The 20,804-nt window shown below is 35.5% G+C and carries 11 protein-coding genes and 1 other RNA gene; 7 read left to right on the forward strand and 5 right to left on the reverse strand.

Translation table 11 applies throughout. The features are described from left to right. Position 1: 1 nt before the first annotated feature. Positions 2–379, forward strand: a complete 378-nt coding sequence (locus P163_RS15235) for a hypothetical protein (protein WP_034893178.1) — start codon at positions 2–4, stop codon at positions 377–379. Here the strand turns inward: P163_RS15235 and rnpB are convergent. Then, positions 377–691: RNase P RNA component class A (gene rnpB / locus P163_RS18000), an RNA gene on the reverse strand. The genes P163_RS15235 and rnpB overlap by 3 nt on opposite strands. A 124-nt stretch (positions 692–815) precedes the next feature. On the opposite strand from rnpB, the gene P163_RS15240 reads away from it, so the two are divergent. Further along, the gene (locus P163_RS15240) at positions 816–2,633 is read left to right on the forward strand and encodes a DNA polymerase III subunit gamma/tau (RefSeq protein WP_034893181.1); all 1,818 of its coding nucleotides are present in this window, start codon (positions 816–818) and stop codon (positions 2,631–2,633) included. A 2-nt stretch (positions 2,634–2,635) separates the two neighbouring features. Continuing rightward, positions 2,636–3,217 (forward strand): tRNA-(ms[2]io[6]A)-hydroxylase, encoded by a 582-nt coding sequence (locus tag P163_RS15245; protein ID WP_034893184.1) that lies wholly within the window; start codon positions 2,636–2,638, stop codon positions 3,215–3,217. A 2-nt stretch (positions 3,218–3,219) separates the two neighbouring features. Here the strand turns inward: P163_RS15245 and P163_RS15250 are convergent, their stop codons facing one another. From P163_RS15250 to pdxH, 4 genes are read right to left on the reverse strand one after another with little or no spacing between them, the layout of a single operon-like run. Continuing rightward, positions 3,220–4,116 (reverse strand): exopolyphosphatase, encoded by an 897-nt coding sequence (locus tag P163_RS15250; RefSeq protein ID WP_034893187.1) that lies wholly within the window; start codon positions 4,114–4,116, stop codon positions 3,220–3,222. Continuing rightward, positions 4,113–6,215, reverse strand: coding sequence for a polyphosphate kinase 1 (gene ppk1, locus P163_RS15255; protein WP_034893190.1), 2,103 nt, complete (start codon positions 6,213–6,215; stop codon positions 4,113–4,115). The genes P163_RS15250 and ppk1 overlap by 4 nt, the downstream gene beginning before the upstream one ends. A 5-nt stretch (positions 6,216–6,220) precedes the next feature. Beyond that, complete coding sequence (locus P163_RS15260; protein WP_034893193.1) at positions 6,221–6,706, reverse strand: SixA phosphatase family protein; 486 nt, start codon at positions 6,704–6,706, stop codon at positions 6,221–6,223. Positions 6,707–6,708: 2 nt separating this feature from the next. Then, positions 6,709–7,353, reverse strand: a complete 645-nt coding sequence (pdxH, locus tag P163_RS15265; RefSeq protein ID WP_034893196.1) for a pyridoxamine 5'-phosphate oxidase — start codon at positions 7,351–7,353, stop codon at positions 6,709–6,711. Positions 7,354–7,688: 335 nt separating this feature from the next. Here pdxH and P163_RS15270 point away from each other — a divergent pair, with 335 nt between their 5' ends. The 4 genes from P163_RS15270 (at position 7,689) to P163_RS15285 (ending at position 20,791) form a co-directional block, all read left to right on the forward strand. After that, complete coding sequence (locus P163_RS15270; protein ID WP_034893199.1) at positions 7,689–8,174, forward strand: hypothetical protein; 486 nt, start codon at positions 7,689–7,691, stop codon at positions 8,172–8,174. Positions 8,175–8,640: 466 nt separating this feature from the next. Next, a complete protein-coding gene (locus tag P163_RS15275) occupies positions 8,641–9,159 on the forward strand; it encodes a hypothetical protein (protein WP_156100722.1) in 519 nt (172 codons plus the stop codon). Between the two features lie 34 nt (positions 9,160–9,193). Beyond that, the gene (locus P163_RS15280) at positions 9,194–19,864 is read left to right on the forward strand and encodes an Ig-like domain-containing protein (RefSeq protein WP_034893207.1); all 10,671 of its coding nucleotides are present in this window, start codon (positions 9,194–9,196) and stop codon (positions 19,862–19,864) included. A gap of 12 nt (positions 19,865–19,876) precedes the next feature. Next, a complete protein-coding gene (locus tag P163_RS15285) occupies positions 19,877–20,791 on the forward strand; it encodes a type IX secretion system membrane protein PorP/SprF (RefSeq protein WP_034893211.1) in 915 nt (304 codons plus the stop codon). Positions 20,792–20,804: the final 13 nt, after the last annotated feature.

Genomic DNA, 20,804 nt, shown 5'->3' on the forward strand with positions numbered 1-20,804 from the left:
GATGAGTGCACCCATTAAAACTTTAGAGTTAGAATTTACCACCTTAGAATTTTATAGCAATTATGTAATTTCTAGAGTGCATGAAGAAATTGTTTTCAGCAAACAACACATTCAAGAGCTAGTTGAAATTTGTTCTGAAGCTTTTAAAGATACCAAGTTTGCATATATCTCTAAACGTGATCATGTCTATAATGTAGACCCAAATGTTTATAGAGAACTTGAAATAGTCCGAAAAAACTTAATGGCTGTAGCAATTGTTAGTGATCGCGTTTCTACCTTGAATATTGCTCATTTTGAAAAAACATTCGCAAAAGTGAATTTTGAAATATTTATTTCTCTTGAAGATGCCATAGATTGGGCAACAGGAATATTAAAATAAAAAAGCAGATCTATAAGCCGGATTCTGTATCTCAGTAAAACTAAGATCCTTATCATTTATCTGAAATTTTTGTTGCCAAAAATCTTTAGCTGCCTACCCTCCAACAACGAGCGAGCCGCCCTTAAAAGCTGGTATACATGGCATTGCACCGCATAGAGTTTACCTGGTTTCACTACAGCATTACCTGTACATACTTTCTGCTGCACTTGTCCTGATCTTTCGACCGGTGGGCGTTACCCACTATGCTGCCCTATGGTGTCCGGACTTTCCTCTACTTCACCTAAGCGAAGCAGCGATAAGGCGATCTGCTTTCGGGCAAAGATACTTTACCATATCTAATTTCCTAACATCAACTTTAAAATTCCTTTTAAAAATTAGAAGATAAGATTTACCTATTAGCAATGGTATTTCTATATTTGTTCTTCAATAATTATCTATGGAGCATTTTGTTGTATCGGCACGAAAATACCGTCCTCAAACATTTAAAGATGTTGTAGGGCAGCAGGCAATTACCAATACGCTGCTTAATGCTATAGAACATAATCATCTTGCCCAAGCATTGTTGTTTACCGGTCCAAGAGGTGTTGGTAAGACTACCTGTGCGCGTATTCTGGCTAAAATGATCAACCATGATGGAACTCAAAAACCGGATGAAGATTTTGCCTTTAATATCTTTGAGCTAGATGCTGCTTCCAATAACTCTGTAGATGATATTCGAAATTTGATAGATCAGGTTAGAATACCACCACAAGTTGGAAAATATAAAGTTTACATTATTGATGAGGTGCACATGCTTTCTGCATCTGCCTTTAATGCTTTTTTAAAGACTCTAGAAGAACCACCTAAGCATGCTATTTTTATTTTAGCAACTACAGAAAAGCACAAGATCATTCCAACTATCCTTTCAAGATGCCAGATCTTCGATTTTAAAAGAATTACCGTTACAGACGCCAAGAATTATCTAGGCTATATTGCTGAACAGGAAGGAGTGAATGCAGAAGAAGATGCTTTACATATTATCGCTCAAAAAGCAGATGGAGCTATGCGTGATGCTCTTTCTATTTATGACAGAGTGGTAAGTTTTAGCGGAGCCAATCTTACCAGACAATCTGTTACAGAGAATTTGAATGTTTTAGATTATGAGACCTATCTAAACATGACGCAACTTATTCTTGACAATAATATCCCGCAACTACTTACAGATTTTAATGAGATATTATCTCATGGTTTTGATGGGCATCACTTTATATCTGGTCTGGCTTCTCACTTTAGAGATCTCATGGTATGTAAAGATCCTAAAACAATCAATCTATTAGAGGTTGGAGAAACTAGTAAAGCAAAATATTTTGATCAATCTCAGCAAACCACAATGCAATTTCTGCTTAAAGGAATTGAAATGGCAAATGATTGTGATCTAAAGTATAAAAGCAGTCGCAATCAACGACTACTTGTTGAACTTTGCCTAATGCAGCTTGCCTCTATCACTTTTGATGGAGAAAAAAAAAACTCTGAGCCCTTCATAATTCCTGCAGCAAATTTTGCTGAAGCTTCTTCTCCTACTGCATTATCTCCAGAGAAAAAATCTCTTGTACGAGATAACGAACATTCTTCTGTGTCTGCGACAGAAACAGTACCAACTATAACCAGTGAAGTGCAACCCACTTTAGAAAAAAGGGAGCAAGAGAAAATTTCTGAAAATCCAAATAAAGAGAAAGAAGAAATTTCTGAAGCTAAAGCAGAAACTGTAGCGCATGAATCTATACCTCTTCCAAGTCCTCCTTCAGAAGTTAGATCTGAAAAGGTTTCCGGACTTTCCTTAAAAAGTATTAGAGCCAAAAAAGAGATCCTTGCTAGAAAGAGTGAGGTAAATGCCAATACTGTTGAAGAGAAGAATGAAGAGTTTACAGAAAATCAACTTCAGGCCGGCTGGGATGAGTATATACATAGGCTTAAGCATAAAGGCTCGAAGATATTGGCATCTATCATGGAAACAGATATGCCAAAATTAAAGGGTAAGGTAATAGAGGTTACCTTGCCAAATGAAACTATGAAAAATGATCTTGAAAAAGGTCAACATCAGCTCATGAGTTTTTTGAAAAAGAAACTCCAAAATACTTTTATAAGTCTTGAGATCACTGTTAATGAGCAAGCCGTTAAGAAGTATGCTTACTCTAATATTGAGAAATTCAATAAGCTGAAGGAGAAAAATCCGCTGATAGAAAAATTAAGAACAACTTTTGATTTAGACGTATAACTATGCTTGGTTTAAAATTACCTACAGACCCTAGATGGGCTCATATTGCAGAAAAGAATATAGAAGAGATCTTAATAGATCATGCTTATTGTGAGCAAAAGGCCGCATCTACGGCTATTTCTCTTATCGTTTCTTTTCCGGAGTATTCTGAACTTGTTACAGAAATGACCTCTTTAGCTAGAGAAGAGATGGGACATTTTAAAATGGTTCATGATAAACTTTTAGCCCGTGGTTATGTAATGGGGTGGGATCGAAAGGATGAATATGTAATTAAGCTGAGAGCGTTTTTTCCTAAAGGTGGTAGCAGAGTAACACAATTAGTACATAGATTATTGATTGCTGCTTTAATAGAAGCAAGAAGTTGCGAACGCTTTAGATTGTTATCTGAAGAACTACAAGAAGCAGAATTAAGAGATTTTTATAAGCATCTAATGATAAGCGAAGCAAACCATTATACGCTATTCTTAAATTTCGCTAGAAAATATGGAGATAGAAAAGAAGTAGATCAAAAATGGCAGGAACTATTAGTCTTTGAAGCAGAGATCATAAAAGATCTCGGCACTAAGGAGAGCATCCACGGATAAATTTAACTATCTAATTTCTCCTGATATAAAGATTTTATGATACCATCTGCCAATCCAATTTTTGGAACATAAATTCTTCTTGCCTTGGTCCATTTCATAGCAGAAAGATAAATTTTTGTAGCGGGTATAATAACATCTGCTCTATCTGCATTTAAATTCAATTCTGTGATACGCTCTTCATAAGTAAAAGAATTTAAGAGCTGATAGTAAGAACTTAGGTACAAAAAGCTTAGAGGTTTTCCAACGGCCTTTCCGGAACTTTTAAAGATGTTATTGATATTTCCTCCAGATCCTATTAGATCTATTTTGTGATAAGGATGCGTTACTTTCTTGATCCATGATTCTACTTCTTCCCACAAATCTGGTTCTACTATATTTTTTAGCAATCTTACCGTTCCTAATTTAAAAGATCTAGATGCTATAGTATGCCCTTCAGAATATAGCGTAAACTCTGTACTTCCTCCTCCCACATCTACATAGAGATAGGTCTTATCACTGTGTATCAATGCATGTAGATCTGTTGCAGCAATTATGGAAGCTTCATGATTACCGTCTATAATATCAATCTTAACACCTGTTTCTCGCAAAATAAGATCTGCAACCTCTTGCCCATTGTTTGCCTCCCGCATGGCAGAAGTAGCACAAGCCTGATATTTATCAATTTTGTGAGATTTCATTAATAACTGAAAAGCCTGCATAGTATCTACCATTCTACTTGTATTCTCTTCAGAAATTATTTTATTCATAAAAACATCAGACCCTAGTCTAATTGGAACTCTTACCAAAGAAGTCTTCTTAAAAATAGGTTCTTTATCTGGTTGCTCTGTTATAGTAGATATTAATAACCTTACGGCATTAGAACCTATATCTATAGCGGCATATTTTCTTTGTTGGATCACTGTTGGTAGTTTTCTAATTTCTTCTGATAATATTCATACAAAGCAAATTGAGATCTTATCTTAGGTTGATCATTTCTTCTATACGCGTTATCCTGATCTAAGCAATAAATTCTTGCCTTTACATTGTCTTCCCAGCTTATATTAAAGGTATCTAAGATTTCATTCTTTATATCTTCATCGTAGATAGGACATGATACTTCTACTCTAAGATCCATATTTCTTGTCATCCAATCTGCAGAAGATATATATATCTTATTATTTCCAGCATTTTCAAAAATATAAACTCTCGGATGCTCCAGAAACTTATCTATGATACTTATAGCTTCAATATTTTCGCTCATTCCGGGAACACCGGGAATTAACGAACAGATTCCACGTACAATCAATTTTATCTTGACTCCCGCTCTACTGGCATCATAAAGCTTATCTATCAATGTAAAGTCAGACAAACTATTCAGCTTTAATTTAATTCCGCTAGGTTTACCGGCTTGCGCATTTTCGATCTCTGTAGTAATAAGCTTAATAATTGCAGTTCTGGTATAATGTGGAGATACTAATAAATGTTTGTACCTACTCACTTTATAGTTAATTTCAAAAAAGTCGAATACCTTATTGATTTCTTTTAAAAGCTCTTGATTTCCTGTAAAAAGAGTATAATCTGTATAGATCTTAGAAGTAGATTCATTAAAATTCCCGGTGCTTAAAAAGCCGTATTTAATAAGTTTTCCATTCTCTTCTCTTTCTATAACACAGGTTTTACAATGAACTTTTAGTCCGGTTACACCAAAAATAAGTTCTACTCCCTCTTGCTGCATCTGTTCTGCATACCTAATATTGGCAACTTCATCAAACCTCGCCCTTAATTCTATTTGGACAGTTACTTTTTTTCCATTTTTCACCGCATTTATAAGGGAGCTTGCAATGTGAGAGATCTTTGCCAATCTATATATGGTGATCTTAATGGTTCTTACCTTAGGATCTAGCGCTGCTTCTCTAAGAAACTTTACTACATATTGAAATGTTTGATATGGCGTATAAAGTAAATAATCCTTTTTAGCAATAAAACCTAACAAGCTCCCCTGAAGCACTAATCCTGGAATTGGAAGTGGGTCTATAGGCTTGTACAATAATTTATCATTTCCGAGACTAGGAAAATCCATATAATCTCTTCTGTTATGATACCTACCCCCAGGAATAATACTATCTGTAGAATCTATTCCCATTTTGCTCATTAGGTAACCAAGTGTATCTTCGTCTATATTCATATCATAGACAAATCTTACAGGATCTCCTTTTATCCTGTCTTTAACACTCATAGAAATCTTTTCGATAAAACTCTTACTAAGATCACTATCAATATCTAATTCTGCATCTCGTGTGATCTTTATCATATGTGCAGAGACACTCTCATATTCAAAAATGTTGAAAATAGTCTTAAGATTAAATCTTATAAGATCATCTAAAAGGATAATATATTGCTTGCCATCTTCTTCCGGAAGCACCACGAAGCGATTAATACTTCTTGGAATTTCTATAAGTACATACTTCTTATCTCGAATATGTCTATTTAATAATTTTGAGATACCTTGTTGAGGAACTTCTTCCTTCATCACCATCTTTACTGCTAAATAGGCTGCACTATCTTTTAAACTAGGTACTCTAACTAGATCATTAAGAATTATAGTTACCAATGCGGGACTCACTTTGGTTAGAAAATAATTCTTTATAAAGATCTCTTGAGATTCTGAAACTTGTTTTTCATTGATAATAAAAATATCATGATCGCGAAGATTGTCCTGAATTTTATCTAAAACTCTTAAACTCTCAGATTGCTGTTCTATCACTATTTGTGTGATCTCCTCTAATAATTTACCAGCTTTTATACCTCCAAGAACGCTTTTTGCACTTTTCCCTGCCAGATCAATTCTTTTAATAGTAGCATAACGCACCTTAAAAAATTCATCTAAATTATTTGAAAATATTCCTAAAAATCTAAGCCTTTCAATAAGTGGAACAGACTCATCTTCTGCTTCCTGAAGTACTCTTGCATTAAACTGAAGCCAACTTAATTCTCTATTAATATATTGATTATGATTCATGTAACTTATCGTACGTTTTTGGGGAACAAGTGTAAAATTATTTTTCCTTTTTTAAGGCCTTTCCAGGTATTTACTTCAAAATCTAATATAACAAGTCCTGTGGTTGGTATATTCTCAAAATATATATCTCCGAGACTATTTACTAATTCTGTAATTGCTGGATTATGGCCAAATACCATGAGCACATTCACAGAATCATCACAAGATTCTATTTGAATCTTAAGATCTGGTTTGCTAAAAGTATATAATCTACTTTTCACAAAAAAATCTGAATCTTCAATTTGCAATTTATTCTTAAAGATCTTTGCAGTTTCTAATGCTCTTACAGCATCACTAGACCAAATTACATCCGGCTTATTTTGCGACATGTTATAAGTTCTAAAGACAACTTCTGCATCTTTATAAGCTCTTTCTTTAAGGGGTCTTTCATGATCTGGCAAACGCTGTTCCCAGGATGATTTACCATGTCTAACCAAGATCAGTCTTTTCATAATTAGGGTGCTAAACGTTTATAGGACCAAGAATTTTCGTCTTTTTCGAATAGAATTCTATCGTGAAGCCTGCTTTCTCTTCCTTGCCAAAATTCAATACTTACAGGTCTAACTAAATAGCCACCCCAGAATTGTGGTTTGGGAATTTCTTTCCCGTTGAATTTTGCTTCTAACTCCTCTAGTTTTCTTTCCAAAACTTCTCTAGATTCTATTTTAGAACTTTGATTAGAAGCCCATGCTCCAAGCTGGCTCCCTTTTGGACGAGATCTAAAATATTCTTCTGCTTTCTCTTCAGAAGATCTTTCCGCTAAGCCTTTAATTATTACTTGTCGCTCTAATGTAGGCCAGAAAAAAGATATACAAACCTGGGGATTTTTAGCAATAGCCAATCCCTTTTCTGAAGTGTAATTGGTATAGAAAATAAAGCCATCTTCACTATATTCCTTTAAAAGCACCACCCTACTTTTAGGAAATCCATCATCACCAATTGTAGAAACAGTCATAGCATTTACTTCATGCTGATCTTTTTGAGCTTCCATTTCTTCGAACCAGTTGGTAAACAATTGATAAGGATTACTTGAAATTTCAAACTCTAAGAGCTTACCTTTAGTATAATTTCTTCTGTAATCTGCTAAGTTCTTACCCATAAAAAAAGTTTAATGCAATTTACAAGTTTAGAAAATAAGAGGAGTAAAAAAATACAAAGTTTAGAGGTCCTAATATTTTCTTAAAACCAAATTACACTGTTAACCGTAATATTTTAAAAATCAACACTTTAAGATTTTAACTTCATAAATATGTAGTTCTAAAGAAGTATTTTAACTATTATTTCAACCTTTTATCTAAAAGTTAAAATAATCTGCAATTAAAAGACTCTTTTAGTTTACTTTCGTAAAAATCAAATGATTCCCCCCGGATTCTGATTACGAAATTCTTAACCTACTATTAAAATTTAGCTAACTAATTTTAAAGTAGATTTCTAATGACATTTTTAAAACTTGAAGATTCCTCAAATCGCTCAATTTTATCCTATTTATGTCTAGCATTGATTTTAATCTCATTTTCTAGTTGTTCTGTACCTTCCATGTTGGATACAGATAATTACGCTAGAGATCATACTGTATATGCTGTTGATTTTGATCCTAGAAATTTGAGCAGTATCACTATCTCCAAAATGGATGAAGGGAATTGGGAAGATCTGGGTAAAGTTAGAAATAACGAAGAGGCGCGCTTTAATATCTCTATAGAAGGAGATTTTATGATTGTAAGTGCTAATAGCAAACAGATGGATGAGCCAACCTACCAGACTTGGATAAATCATGCACGCCAAGATTTAGGAATGTCTGTTGATGAAGAATATCATTTATTTTCCACAGTAGAAGATGGTTGGATTTATGAAATAGACTTAATAAAGTATCCTCTCTTAGAAGAAAGTGCTCACAGAATTTTAATGTATGAACAACGATAATCCCTACTTTGTTGTTTATTCATGGCTGCCTAATTTGGCGGCCATTTTTGTACAAAAATAATAACTCCTACATATTAAATTTACTTATTTTCCCCTATTTGAAGTAGTAATTAAAATATTGTAACTACCTGACTAATAAATTAAAATAGGGGAAATCCCTCCCTTATTTCTCAAAAAAACATGTATTTCATAGATGAAATTTAACATTACATCTAATAAATTTCATATTCCTTTTTTAACTAAATTTTTAGAATAAATTTACTTTAGAATTAAGGCGAAAACGCAATTGACCCCAAATCGATTTGTTAAGATCTCCCCTAAAAATATCTTCAGCTTCAATTCTATTTCGAGAATACTAATTTATTGAACTAACATCTTTAATGAATATAATTTTAGTCATTAAGGAGATAAATAATTAAATAGCTAGTTGATATTATTTCAACAAATCATTCCTAAAGAAAATATTATGATCTGGAAAACTACTCTCTCCCTACTCTTTTTACTTCCAAGTTTTTTTGCTCTTTCTGCTCAAAATATAAAGGCTTACGAAATAACGGAGTACCTGGCACAAAATTCTAATAAAAAGACTAGTGTTAGTACAATGAAAACAAAGAGCAGTGCACAAGCAGCAGTGCCGCTTCAGGTATTAGCTTACGATTTGGTTCCAACAGTATTTATTGAAAGTAATGAGATCAACGCTTATGATGAAAAGTCTCCAATTAAAGCTGAGGTTGATTTTAAATCCTTTTCAAAACTTTTAAAAGCGAACTCCCTCTTTGAAAAAGTGGAGATTTTAGTTATAAAATTTGATGATGCTGCTTCATTACCATCAACTATAGATTTTTCTAAAATATCAGGATTTAGCTCTTTAAAATATATCTATATCATTTGTCCATTTAATTGTTCAAATACCGAGATAGAAAAAATTGCTATGGAACTTCCTTCTGGAGTTGTATTGCTTTACTCCACCTCTATTCCTCAATAAATAGCATTAAACGTTTACTCTAATACGGCGTATTATGAAACAAAATTACTATCTAAAAGCTGAAAGATCGATGTTGAAAGTATATGTAGCCTTGCTACTCTTTATTATCGGAGGTATTTTCAATATCAGTGCACAGGTTAGAACAGATTTTACACAAAGAACTTCTGTAGCATCTCCAGAGAAAAAAGTTTATAATGTAAATGGAGATTTCGCCATTATTGGAAATACCAACATGACGTTATCTGCTTACAGCGACAGTAAGAATAACAGTAACAATTCTATGCAAAAAGTGGATAAGGATGGTATTTCAAGTACCAATAACTCTTCTTCTGCAGAATTGCTATTTTCCAATGAAAATAATGCTTCTAAAGAATGTTCTGAAGTAATTTATGCCGGACTATACTGGACCGCGCGTACTAACGATATTAGTACTACTAGCAATAAGAGAAAAATAAAGTTAAAAGGTCCTAATGATACATCTTACAAAGTATTTAATGCAGCAGCATCAGACATAAAGTTTCCTGGAGATGATAATATGTATGTTGGGTACGCAGAGGTTACAGATCTTGTAAAAAGTAATGGATCTGGAGAGTATTGGGTAGCAGACATGGAACTATCTGAAGGAAATGGTGGCTCTACCGGATATTATGGTGGATGGGGAATGGTTGTGATCTATGAGAATGCACAAATGAATCTTAGAGACATTACTGTTTTTGACGGTTACGCATATGTAAGAGGTCAGGTAACTCAAAATTATGAGATTCCTGTTTCCGGTTTCAATACAGCTCAGTCTGGTCCTATCAACATGAAATTGGGACTTATGGCTGGGGAAGGTGACAGAGGTATATCTGGGGATTATTTTGAAATTAAAAAACTAGATGGTTCTTGGTTGCGCTTAAATCATAGCAACACCACCTCTAATAACTTCTTTAACTCATCAATTTCAACTTTTGGAAATCGCAATCCAAACTTAGTGAACAACACAGGTTTGGATATCAACATTTTAAATATTCCTAACTCAGATAAGTCGGTAATAACAAATAATCAAACTTCAACTAAGTTTAGATATGGTACTACTCAAGATACCTATGTGATTTACAATATGGTCTTGTCTGTTGATGCATATCAGCCAAATATTGAAGGTATTAGTGCTTTATCGAGTATAAACTCTAACAATTCTCCTTCTGCAAATACAGAAGCTTTTCCTGGAGATGTTATTACTTATAAAGTACAAGTAAAGAATAAAGGTAATGAGCCAATTAAAAATTCTAAACTGGTTATTCCTGTACCTTACAACGTGTCTTATGTAAATAATAGTGCAGTTGGAACTTTTAACTTCACTCCTACTACTCCAAATTCTATTACTTACGATCCTAGCTTAGGAGCTACCGGATCTATAATATGGAATATAGGAACTTTACCAGTTGCCTCTAATACCAACTCGGTTCTAGGAGAATTAACAGTGAAGTTTAAGATAACAGAAGATTGTACCATCTTAAAGAATTCTATTTGCGGTGATGGAAATAACATCACGTTTAAAGGTTCTTTAAGCGGAATTGGAGAGATCACAGATATTCCTGTGAATGATAAAGATCTTATTCAAGGTTATACAGATAATACTACGTGTGAAGGTCAACCAATTACAGCACCTTTAAAAACTAAGATTAATGCTACTTATTTCATAGCGAACAACTGTCAGAACACTCCAGATAAAAGAGTCTTTAATTACTGTAATAGAGAAAATCCAATTTCTATTACAGAAGTTAATTCTGCTTTTCCAACTGGAACAAGATTCTATAATAGCTATCCGGTAGAAGACAATACAACAGAATATACTATTAACAATCCATTCCCGAATACTTCCGGTACGAATAACTATTATGCCATAGTTCCTGGTTCTCAAGATTGCTACATAGCATTCGATATTGTTATTGAAAATATCTCATCAATCCCTACAACTACGAATGTAGAATATTGTGTGAATGTTGAGGCGCAGCCATTAAGTGCTGATCCAAGTAAAGCAGGTTACCAACTTTTTTATTATACTAGTAATGACGAAGCGGCTTCGCCTCAAACAAGTATAGTTCCAAGTACAGATATTGCCGGCGATTTTACGTATTACGTTGCAGAAGGACCTTCTGCTAGCTGTATTAGCAAAAATAAGGTTGCAATTAAAGTAAAAATCAACGCAAAGCCAATTGTTGATAAACCTTCAAATGTTGAGACTTGTGATTCATATACTTTACCGGAATTAACAAATGGTAAATATTTTGCACAACCAAACGGTGTAAATTTAATTGAGGCAGGTACCAAAATCATCGAAACTAAAACAGTTTATATATTTGCTCCTGCAAATGGATCTTGTGAAGCTGCTCAATATAATTTTAATGTTAGCATTAAGAAAAGCACTACTACAACAGAAAATGTCACTTCTTGTGATAGCTATTCTTGGAACGGAAAAACTTATACTGAATCTGGAGCGTATACTTACGAAAGCAAGAATGATGCTGGTTGTACAAATGTTGCAACACTGAATCTTACCATTACTAAAAGCACTACCACTACAGAAGATGTAACTTCTTGTGATAGCTACGCTTGGAATGGTAAAACTTATACTGAATCTGGAGCGTATACTTTCGAGAGTAAAAATGATGCAGGTTGTACCAATGTTGCAACACTGAACCTTACTATTACTAAAAGTACTACTACTTCAGAAGATGTAACTTCTTGTGATAGCTATGCTTGGAACGGAAAAACTTATACTGAATCTGGATCGTATACGTTCGAGAGTAAAAATGACGCAGGGTGTACCAATGTTGCAACACTGAATCTTACTATTACTAAAAGTACTACCACTACAGAAGATGTAACTTCTTGTGATAGCTATTCTTGGAATGGTAAAACTTATACTGAATCTGGATCGTATACGTTCGAGAGTAAAAATGACGCAGGGTGTACCAATGTTGCAACACTGAATCTTACTATCACTAAAAGCACGACTACTTCAGAAGATGTGACTTCTTGTGATAGCTATTCTTGGAACGGAAAAACTTATACTGAATCTGGAGCGTATACTTACGAAAGCAAGAATGACGCAGGGTGTACCAATGTTGCAACACTGAATCTTACTATTACTAAAAGTACTACCACTACAGAAGATGTAACTTCTTGTGATAGCTATTCTTGGAATGGTAAAACTTATACTGAATCTGGATCGTATACTTTCGAGAGTAAAAATGACGCAGGGTGTACCAATGTTGCAACACTGAATCTTACCATTACTAAAAGCACTACCACTACAGAAGATGTAACTTCTTGTGATAGCTATTCTTGGAACGGTAAAACTTATACTGAATCTGGATCGTATACGTTCGAGAGCAAAAATGACGCAGGGTGTACCAATGTTGCAACGCTGAATCTTACAATTACTAAAAGCACGACCACTACAGAAGATGTAACTTCTTGTGATAGCTATTCTTGGAACGGTAAAACTTATACTGAATCTGGAGCGTATACTTTTGAGAGTAAAAATGATGCTGGTTGTACAAATGTTGCAACACTGAATCTTACCATTACTAAAAGCACTACCACTACAGAAGATGTAACTTCTTGTGATAGCTATTCTTGGAATGGTAAAACTTATACTGAATCTGGAGCGTATACTTTCGAGAGTAAAAATGATGCAGGTTGTACAAATGTTGCAACGCTGAATCTAACTATTACTAAAAGCACTACTACTACAGAAGATGTAACTTCTTGTGATAGCTACACCTGGAACGGAAAAACTTATACTGAATCTGGATCGTATACTTACGAGAGTAAAAATGACGCAGGGTGTACCAATGTTGCAACGCTGAATCTTACAATTACTAAAACTACTACCACTACAGAAGATGTCACTTCTTGTGATAGCTATTCTTGGAACGGAAAAACTTATACTGAATCTGGATCGTATACTTTCGAGAGCAAAAATGACGCAGGGTGTACCAATGTTGCAACGCTGAATCTTACAATTACTAAAAGCACTACTACTTCAGAAGATGTAACTTCTTGTGATAGCTACACCTGGAACGGAAAAACTTATACTGAATCTGGATCGTATACTTACGAGAGTAAAAATGATGCAGGATGTACCAATGTTGCAACGCTGAATCTTACTATCACTAAAAGCACGACTACTTCAGAAGATGTAACTTCTTGTGATAGCTATTCTTGGAATGGAAGAACTTATACTGAATCTGGATCTTATACTTTTGAGAGTAAGAATGATGCAGGGTGTACGAATGTTGCAACACTGAATCTTACCATTACTAAAAGTACTACCACTACAGAAGATGTCACTTCTTGTGACAGCTACGCTTGGAATGGTAAAACTTATACTGAATCTGGATCGTATACTTTTGAGAGTAAAAATGATGCTGGTTGTACCAATGTTGCAACACTGAATCTTACCATTACTAAAAGCACGACTACTTCAGAAGATGTCACTTCTTGTGATAGCTATTCTTGGAATGGAAGAACTTATACTGAATCTGGATCTTATACTTTTGAGAGTAAGAATGATGCAGGGTGTACGAATGTTGCAACGCTGAATCTTACAATTACTAAAACTACTACTACTTCAGAAGATCTAACTTCTTGTGATAGCTACACCTGGAACGGAAAAACTTATACTGAATCTGGAGCGTATACTTACGAAAGTAAAAATGACGCAGGTTGTACCAATGTTGCAACGCTGAATCTTACCATTACTAAAAGCACTACTACTTCAGAAGATGTGACTTCTTGTGATAGCTACGCTTGGAACGGTAAAACTTATACTGAATCTGGATCGTATACTTTCGAGAGTAAAAATGATGCTGGTTGTACCAATGTTGCAACGCTGAATCTTACTATCACTAAAAGCACGACTACTTCAGAAGATGTCACTTCTTGTGATAGCTATTCTTGGAACGGAAAAACTTATACTGAATCTGGAGCGTATACTTACGAAAGTAAAAATGACGCAGGTTGTACCAATGTTGCAACGCTGAATCTTACCATTACTAAAAGCACTACTACTTCAGAAGATGTGACTTCTTGTGATAGCTACGCTTGGAACGGTAAAACTTATACTGAATCTGGATCGTATACTTTTGAGAGTAAAAATGATGCTGGTTGTACCAATGTTGCAACGCTGAATCTTACTATCACTAAAAGCACGATTACTTCAGAAGATGTCACTTCTTGTGATAGCTATTCTTGGAACGGAAAAACTTATACTGAATCTGGATCTTATACTTACGAAAATAAGAATGACGCAGGGTGTACCAATGTTGCAACGCTGAATCTTACTATCACTAAAAGCACGACTACTTCAGAAGATGTCACTTCTTGTGATAGCTATTCTTGGAACGGAAAAACTTATACTGAATCTGGAGCGTATACGTTCGAGAGTAAAAATGACGCAGGGTGTACGAATGTTGCAACGCTGAATCTTACAATTACTAAAACTACTACCACTACAGAAGATTTAACTTCTTGTGATAGCTACACCTGGAATGGTAAAACTTATACTGAATCTGGAGCGTATACTTACGAAAGTAAAAATGACGCAGGGTGTACCAATGTTGCAACGCTGAATCTTACCATTACTAAAAGCACTACTACTTCAGAAGATGTGACTTCTTGTGATAGCTACGCTTGGAACGGTAAAACTTATACTGAATCTGGATCGTATACTTTCGAGAGTAAAAATGATGCTGGTTGTACCAATGTTGCAACGCTGAATCTTACTATCACTAAAAGCACGACTACTTCAGAAGATGTCACTTCTTGTGATAGCTATTCTTGGAACGGAAAAACTTATACTGAATCTGGAGCGTATACTTACGAAAGTAAAAATGACGCAGGTTGTACCAATGTTGCAACGCTGAATCTTACCATTAATATTACACCAAAAGATCCGGATATAATTTCCGTATCAAACACAACCTGTAATCTAAATAACGGTTCAATTTTAATTAATGAGATAGCTGGAGTTGAATTTAGCATTAATGGTGTAGATTATCAATCAAGTGGATTATTTAGCAACCTTAAGACAGGAATTTATAACATAACTGCTAGATTGGTAGGTGGAGATTGTATCTCATCTCCTTCCGAAGTAGAAATAGAAGCAATTCCAGATACTGAAGATCCAACTTTTGGACCTGTGGCTACTATTGAAGTTGACACTGATCCTAGAAAATGTGGTGCGGTAGTTTCTTTTGAAGCTCCAATAGCAACAGACAACTGTGAGGGTACTATAGTAACCTTAAATGAAGGAAGACTTGCTTCTGGAAGTGAATTCCCTGTTGGAACTAGCATAGTAACTTATACTGCAACAGATGCTGCAGGTAATACTTCAACTGTTTCTTTTGATGTGATCGTAACAGACAATCAAGATCCTACAATTGCTTGTCCTTCCAACATTTCGCAAACTACTGCTTCTGGTGAGAATTTTGCAATCGTAGAATTTGAAGATGCTACAGCTACAGACAACTGTGAGGTAACCGTAGAACAAACTGCCGGACTTCCTTCTGGAAGCCAGTTCCCTATCGGAATCTCTATAGTAACCTTTACTGCTACAGATGCTTCTGGAAATACTGCAGAATGTAGCTTTACAATTACAATTACAGATCAAGATCCTCCAGTTATTGTATGTCCTGAGAATATAGATGTGAATGTAGCTGCTGGAATTTGTGGCGCTTTAGTTTCTTTTGAAGCTCCTATGGCAACAGATAATTCTGGAGCTAATGTTAAAGTGACTCAAACGGCTGGTCCTACTGCGGGAGAATTATTCCCTGTAGGAATTACTACAGTAACTTTCACTGCTGAAGATGCAAATGGAAATGCAGCTTCTTGTAGCTTTGATGTGACGGTAACAGATACAGAAGATCCAACATTTAAGTCTGTGGCCACTATTGAAGTTGAAACCGATCTTAGAGAATGTGGTGCGGTAGTTTCTTTTGAAGCTCCAATAGCAACAGACAACTGTGAGGGTACGATAGTAACCTTAAATGAAGGAAGCCTTGCTTCTGGAAGTGAATTCCCGGTTGGAACTAGCACAGTAACTTATACTGCAACTGATGCTGCAGGTAATACTTCAACTGTTTCTTTTGATGTGATTGTAACAGACAATCAAGATCCTACAATTGCTTGTCCAAGTGATATTATAGTAACTAACGCAATCGGTCAAAATTATGCAATAGTAAATTATCAAGAAATTACTGCTACAGATAATTGTAATGTTACTATTGAAAGAACTACAGGTTTAGCTTCGGGAGAACAATTCCCTGTAGGTATTACTGTTGTAATACATGTTGCTACTGATGCATCTGGAAACAAAGTAGAATGTAGCTTCACTGTAACCGTGAAGGGTGCTCCAATTGCTGTTGATGATGCAGTTTCTACAGATGAAGATACTGCGGTAACTATTTCAGTTCTTGATAATGATTCAGATCCTGATGGAGACGTTCTTACGGTAATTAGCAACACCAATCCTTCAAACGGAACTGTAGTTCTTAATGAAGACGGAACTTTCACTTATACTCCTAACCCAGACTTTAACGGTGTAGATTCTTTTGAATACACAATTTCAGATGGAAACGGAGGAACAGATACTGCTACTGTAACTATTACTGTGGTTGGTGTAAATGATGCTCCAATTGCTGTTGACGATGCAGTTTCAACAGATGAAGATACTGCGGTAACAATTTCAGTTCTTAATAACGATTCAGATCCTGATGGAGACGTTCTTACGGTAATTAGCAACACCAATCCTTCAAACGGAACTGTAGTTCTTAATGAAGACGGAACTTTCACTTATACTCCTAACCCAGACTTTAACGGTGTAGATTCTTTTGAATACACAATTTCAGATGGAAACGGAGGAACAGATACTGCTACTGTAACTATTACTGTGGTTGGTGTAAATGATGCTCCGGTAGCAGTTGATGATGCAGTTTCAACAAACGAAGATACAGCGGTAACAATTTCAGTTCTTAATAATGATTCAGATCCTGATGGAGACGTTCTTACTGTAATTAGTAACACCAATCCAAGTAACGGAACTGTAGTTCTTAATGAAGATGGAACTTTCACTTATACTCCTAACCCAGACTTTAACGGTGTAGATTCTTTTGAATACACAATTTCAGATGGAAACGGCGGAACAGATACTGCTACTGTAACTATAACTGTGGTTGGTGTAAATGATGCTCCGGTAGCGGTGGATGATGCAGCTTCAACAAACGAAGATACTGCGGTAACAATTTCAGTTCTTAATAATGATTCAGATCCTGATGGAGATGTTCTTACGGTAATTAGCAACACAAATCCTTCAAACGGAACTGTAGTTCTTAATGAAGACGGAACTTTCACTTATACTCCTAATAACAATTTCAACGGAGTAGATTCTTTTGAATACACAATTTCAGATGGAAACGGCGGAACAGATTCTGCTACTGTAACTATTACTGTGGTTGGTGTAAATGATGCTCCGGTAGCGGTGGATGATGCAGTTTCTACAGATGAAGATACTGCGGTAACGATTTCAGTTCTAGATAATGATTCAGATCCTGATGGAGACATTCTTACGGTAATTAGCAACACCAATCCTTCAAACGGAACTGTAGTTCTTAATGAAGACGGAACTTTCACTTATACTCCTAACCCAGACTTTAACGGTGTAGATTCTTTTGAATACACAATTTCAGATGGAAATGGTGGAACAGATACTGCTACAGTTACTATTACTGTAATTGGTGTAAACGATGCTCCGGTAGCGGTGGATGATGCAGTTTCAACAAACGAAGATACAGCGGTAACAATTTCAGTTCTTAATAATGATTCAGATCCTGATGGAGACGTTCTTACTGTAATTAGTAACACCAATCCAAGTAACGGAACTGTAGTTCTTAATGAAGATGGAACTTTCACTTATACTCCTAACCCAGACTTTAACGGTGTAGATTCTTTTGAATACACAATTTCAGATGGAAACGGAGGAACAGATACTGCTACAGTTACTATTACTGTGGTTGGTGTAAATGATGCTCCGGTAGCGGTGGATGATGCAGTTTCAACAGATGAAGATACCGCGGTAACGATTTCTGTTCTTAATAACGATTCAGATCCTGATGGAGACGTTCTTACGGTAATTAGCAACACCAATCCTTCAAACGGAACTGTAGTTCTTAATGAAGACGGAACTTTCACTTATACTCCTAACCCAGACTTTAACGGTGTAGATTCTTTTGAATACACAATTTCAGATGGAAACGGCGGAACAGATACTGCTACTGTAACTATAACTGTGGTTGGTGTAAATGATGCTCCGGTAGCAGTTGATGATGCAGTTTCAACAAACGAAGATACTGCAGTAACAATTGCAGTTCTTAATAATGATTCAGATCCTGATGGAGATGTTCTTACGGTAATTAGCAACACAAATCCAAGCAACGGAACTGTAGTTCTTAATGAAGATGGAACTTTCACTTATACTCCTAATAACAATTTCAACGGAGTAGATTCTTTTGAATACACAATTTCAGATGGAAACGGCGGAACAGATACTGCTACAGTTACTATAACTGTAATTGGTGTAAACGATGCTCCGGTAGCGGTGGATGATGCAGCTTCAACAAACGAAGATACAGCAGTGACTATTTCAGTTCTAGATAATGATTCAGATCCTGATGGAGATGTTCCTACGGTAATTAGCAACACAAATCCAAGCAACGGAACTGTAGTTCTTAATGAAGACGGAACTTTCACTTATACTCCTAACCCAGACTTTAACGGTGTAGATTCTTTTGAATACACAATTTCAGATGGAAATGGCGGAACTGATACTGCTACTGTAACTATAATTGTGGTTGGTGCAGATCCTGTTTCTCCAGAAGCACCAGTGGTAATATCCATAGAGAAACCTTCATGCGCTGTTCCAACTGGAGCTATTACAGTTCAGACGGAAATTGGATTAACCTACAGCATTAACGGAGTAGATTATCAAGATAGCGGTGTATTTATTAATCTTGAACCTGGTACCTATAATGTAACTGCTAGAAACGCAACAGAAATGGTTTCTGAAACAACTGTTGTAGTTCTTAACGGGGTAAGTGCTCAGGTCATAGACACACTCACTGTTGATCTGTGTATAGAGGATGTGGAGTTTGATCTTTTCGAATTATTAGTTGGAGATTATGAAACCTCTGGAATTTGGTCTGATCCTGCAGCTACAGACGCACTTTCTGGTAATAGTATAGATCCATCGAAATTAACTGTAGGCACCTACACATTCAATTATACTATAAGTGGAGCTTGTAGCAGCACAACTGCGGTAACTGTCTTTATTAATGATGATTGTATAGTATTACCTTGTGGTCAATCTGATGTGAGAGATAGTATTTCAAAAGTGGTAACTCCAAACGGTGATCAGAAGAATGATACATTTAATATTGGACAAGATTTAGATTGTGGTTTCACTTACAGCGTTAAGATCTTTAATAGATGGGGTGCAGAAGTGTATAGCCAAAAAGACTATAGAAATAACTGGGATGGCTTCTCAAATAAATCTGTAACTAGCTCTAATCAGTTACCTTCCGGAACTTACTACTATATTGTAGAGGTTGTAGGTAGTGGTTTAGAACCAATTCAAGGATACATCTACTTAGGAACAAAATAAAGCTCTAAAAACATGAAAAATTTCTATATCCTAATATCGATAGTTTTTGCTGGTCTGTCTTCAACTCAGGCTCAGCAATTACCACAGTTCACCCAGTATATGTATAATACCATATCTGTAAACCCTGCGTATGCCGGGAGTAGAGACGGATTTTCACTTACTGCATTAAACAGAAACCAATGGGTTGGTATAGAAGGTGCTCCTCGTACCCAAACTCTCTCTCTTCATTCTCCCTTAAGAAATGAACGAATTGGGGTTGGACTGTCTGTTATAAATGACAAAACAGGTTATGAGAATTACACGTATATCTACGGAGATGTTTCTTATACAATTCCTGTAGGACAAGAAACAACATTATCTTTTGGTATAAAAGGTGGATTTAGCTATTACGATCTGGATGAGGATCTATTTACAGATCCTCAGGTTATGGATGATCCTTTTTTTAGAGATCAGTTTAACAAATGGACTCCAAATGTAGGTGCAGGATTGTATCTATCTGCTCAAAACTGGTACGTGGGTCTTTCTGCTCCAAAATTGATAAATAACGATAATAACGACTTTAATCAATATGTAGCTTTGGAACAAGTTCATTATTATTTAACCGGGGGTTATGTTTTTGACCTTAATGACACTTGGAAATTAAGACCAACAGCTTTAGCAAAAGCTACTAGCGGTGCTCCTTTATCTGTAGACATTTCTGCAACTACCATTTATGATGAAAAGTTATATTTGGGTGCTACTTACAGAATAGATGATGCAATTGGTGCCTTTGTAGATTTTAGAGTATTTGAACCTCTACGTATTGGATATGCTTATGAATATAGCATTTCAGACCTTAGACCTTACACCTCTGGCTCTCACGAGATCATTTTGATCTATGAATTTAGATTTAGAAACACCAGATATAAATCTCCAAGATTTTTCTAACATTAATAAAACT

The sequence above is a fragment of the Gillisia sp. Hel_I_29 genome (genome assembly GCF_000744275.1).
In the GTDB taxonomy this organism is placed as follows: domain Bacteria; phylum Bacteroidota; class Bacteroidia; order Flavobacteriales; family Flavobacteriaceae; genus Gillisia.

Coding starts and splice junctions, on each gene's coding strand:
- P163_RS15240 (WP_034893181.1), top strand. CDS start 816: ATGGAGCATTTTGTTGTATCGGCACGAAAATACCGTCCTCAAACATTT.
- P163_RS15245 (WP_034893184.1), top strand. CDS start 2,636: ATGCTTGGTTTAAAATTACCTACAGACCCTAGATGGGCTCATATTGCA.
- pdxH (WP_034893196.1), bottom strand. CDS start 7,353: ATGGGTAAGAACTTAGCAGATTACAGAAGAAATTATACTAAAGGTAAG.
- P163_RS15260 (WP_034893193.1), bottom strand. CDS start 6,706: ATGAAAAGACTGATCTTGGTTAGACATGGTAAATCATCCTGGGAACAG.
- P163_RS15280 (WP_034893207.1), top strand. CDS start 9,194: ATGAAACAAAATTACTATCTAAAAGCTGAAAGATCGATGTTGAAAGTA.
- P163_RS15285 (WP_034893211.1), top strand. CDS start 19,877: ATGAAAAATTTCTATATCCTAATATCGATAGTTTTTGCTGGTCTGTCT.
- P163_RS15275 (WP_156100722.1), top strand. CDS start 8,641: ATGATCTGGAAAACTACTCTCTCCCTACTCTTTTTACTTCCAAGTTTT.
- P163_RS15235 (WP_034893178.1), top strand. CDS start 2: ATGAGTGCACCCATTAAAACTTTAGAGTTAGAATTTACCACCTTAGAA.
- P163_RS15270 (WP_034893199.1), top strand. CDS start 7,689: ATGACATTTTTAAAACTTGAAGATTCCTCAAATCGCTCAATTTTATCC.
- ppk1 (WP_034893190.1), bottom strand. CDS start 6,215: ATGAATCATAATCAATATATTAATAGAGAATTAAGTTGGCTTCAGTTT.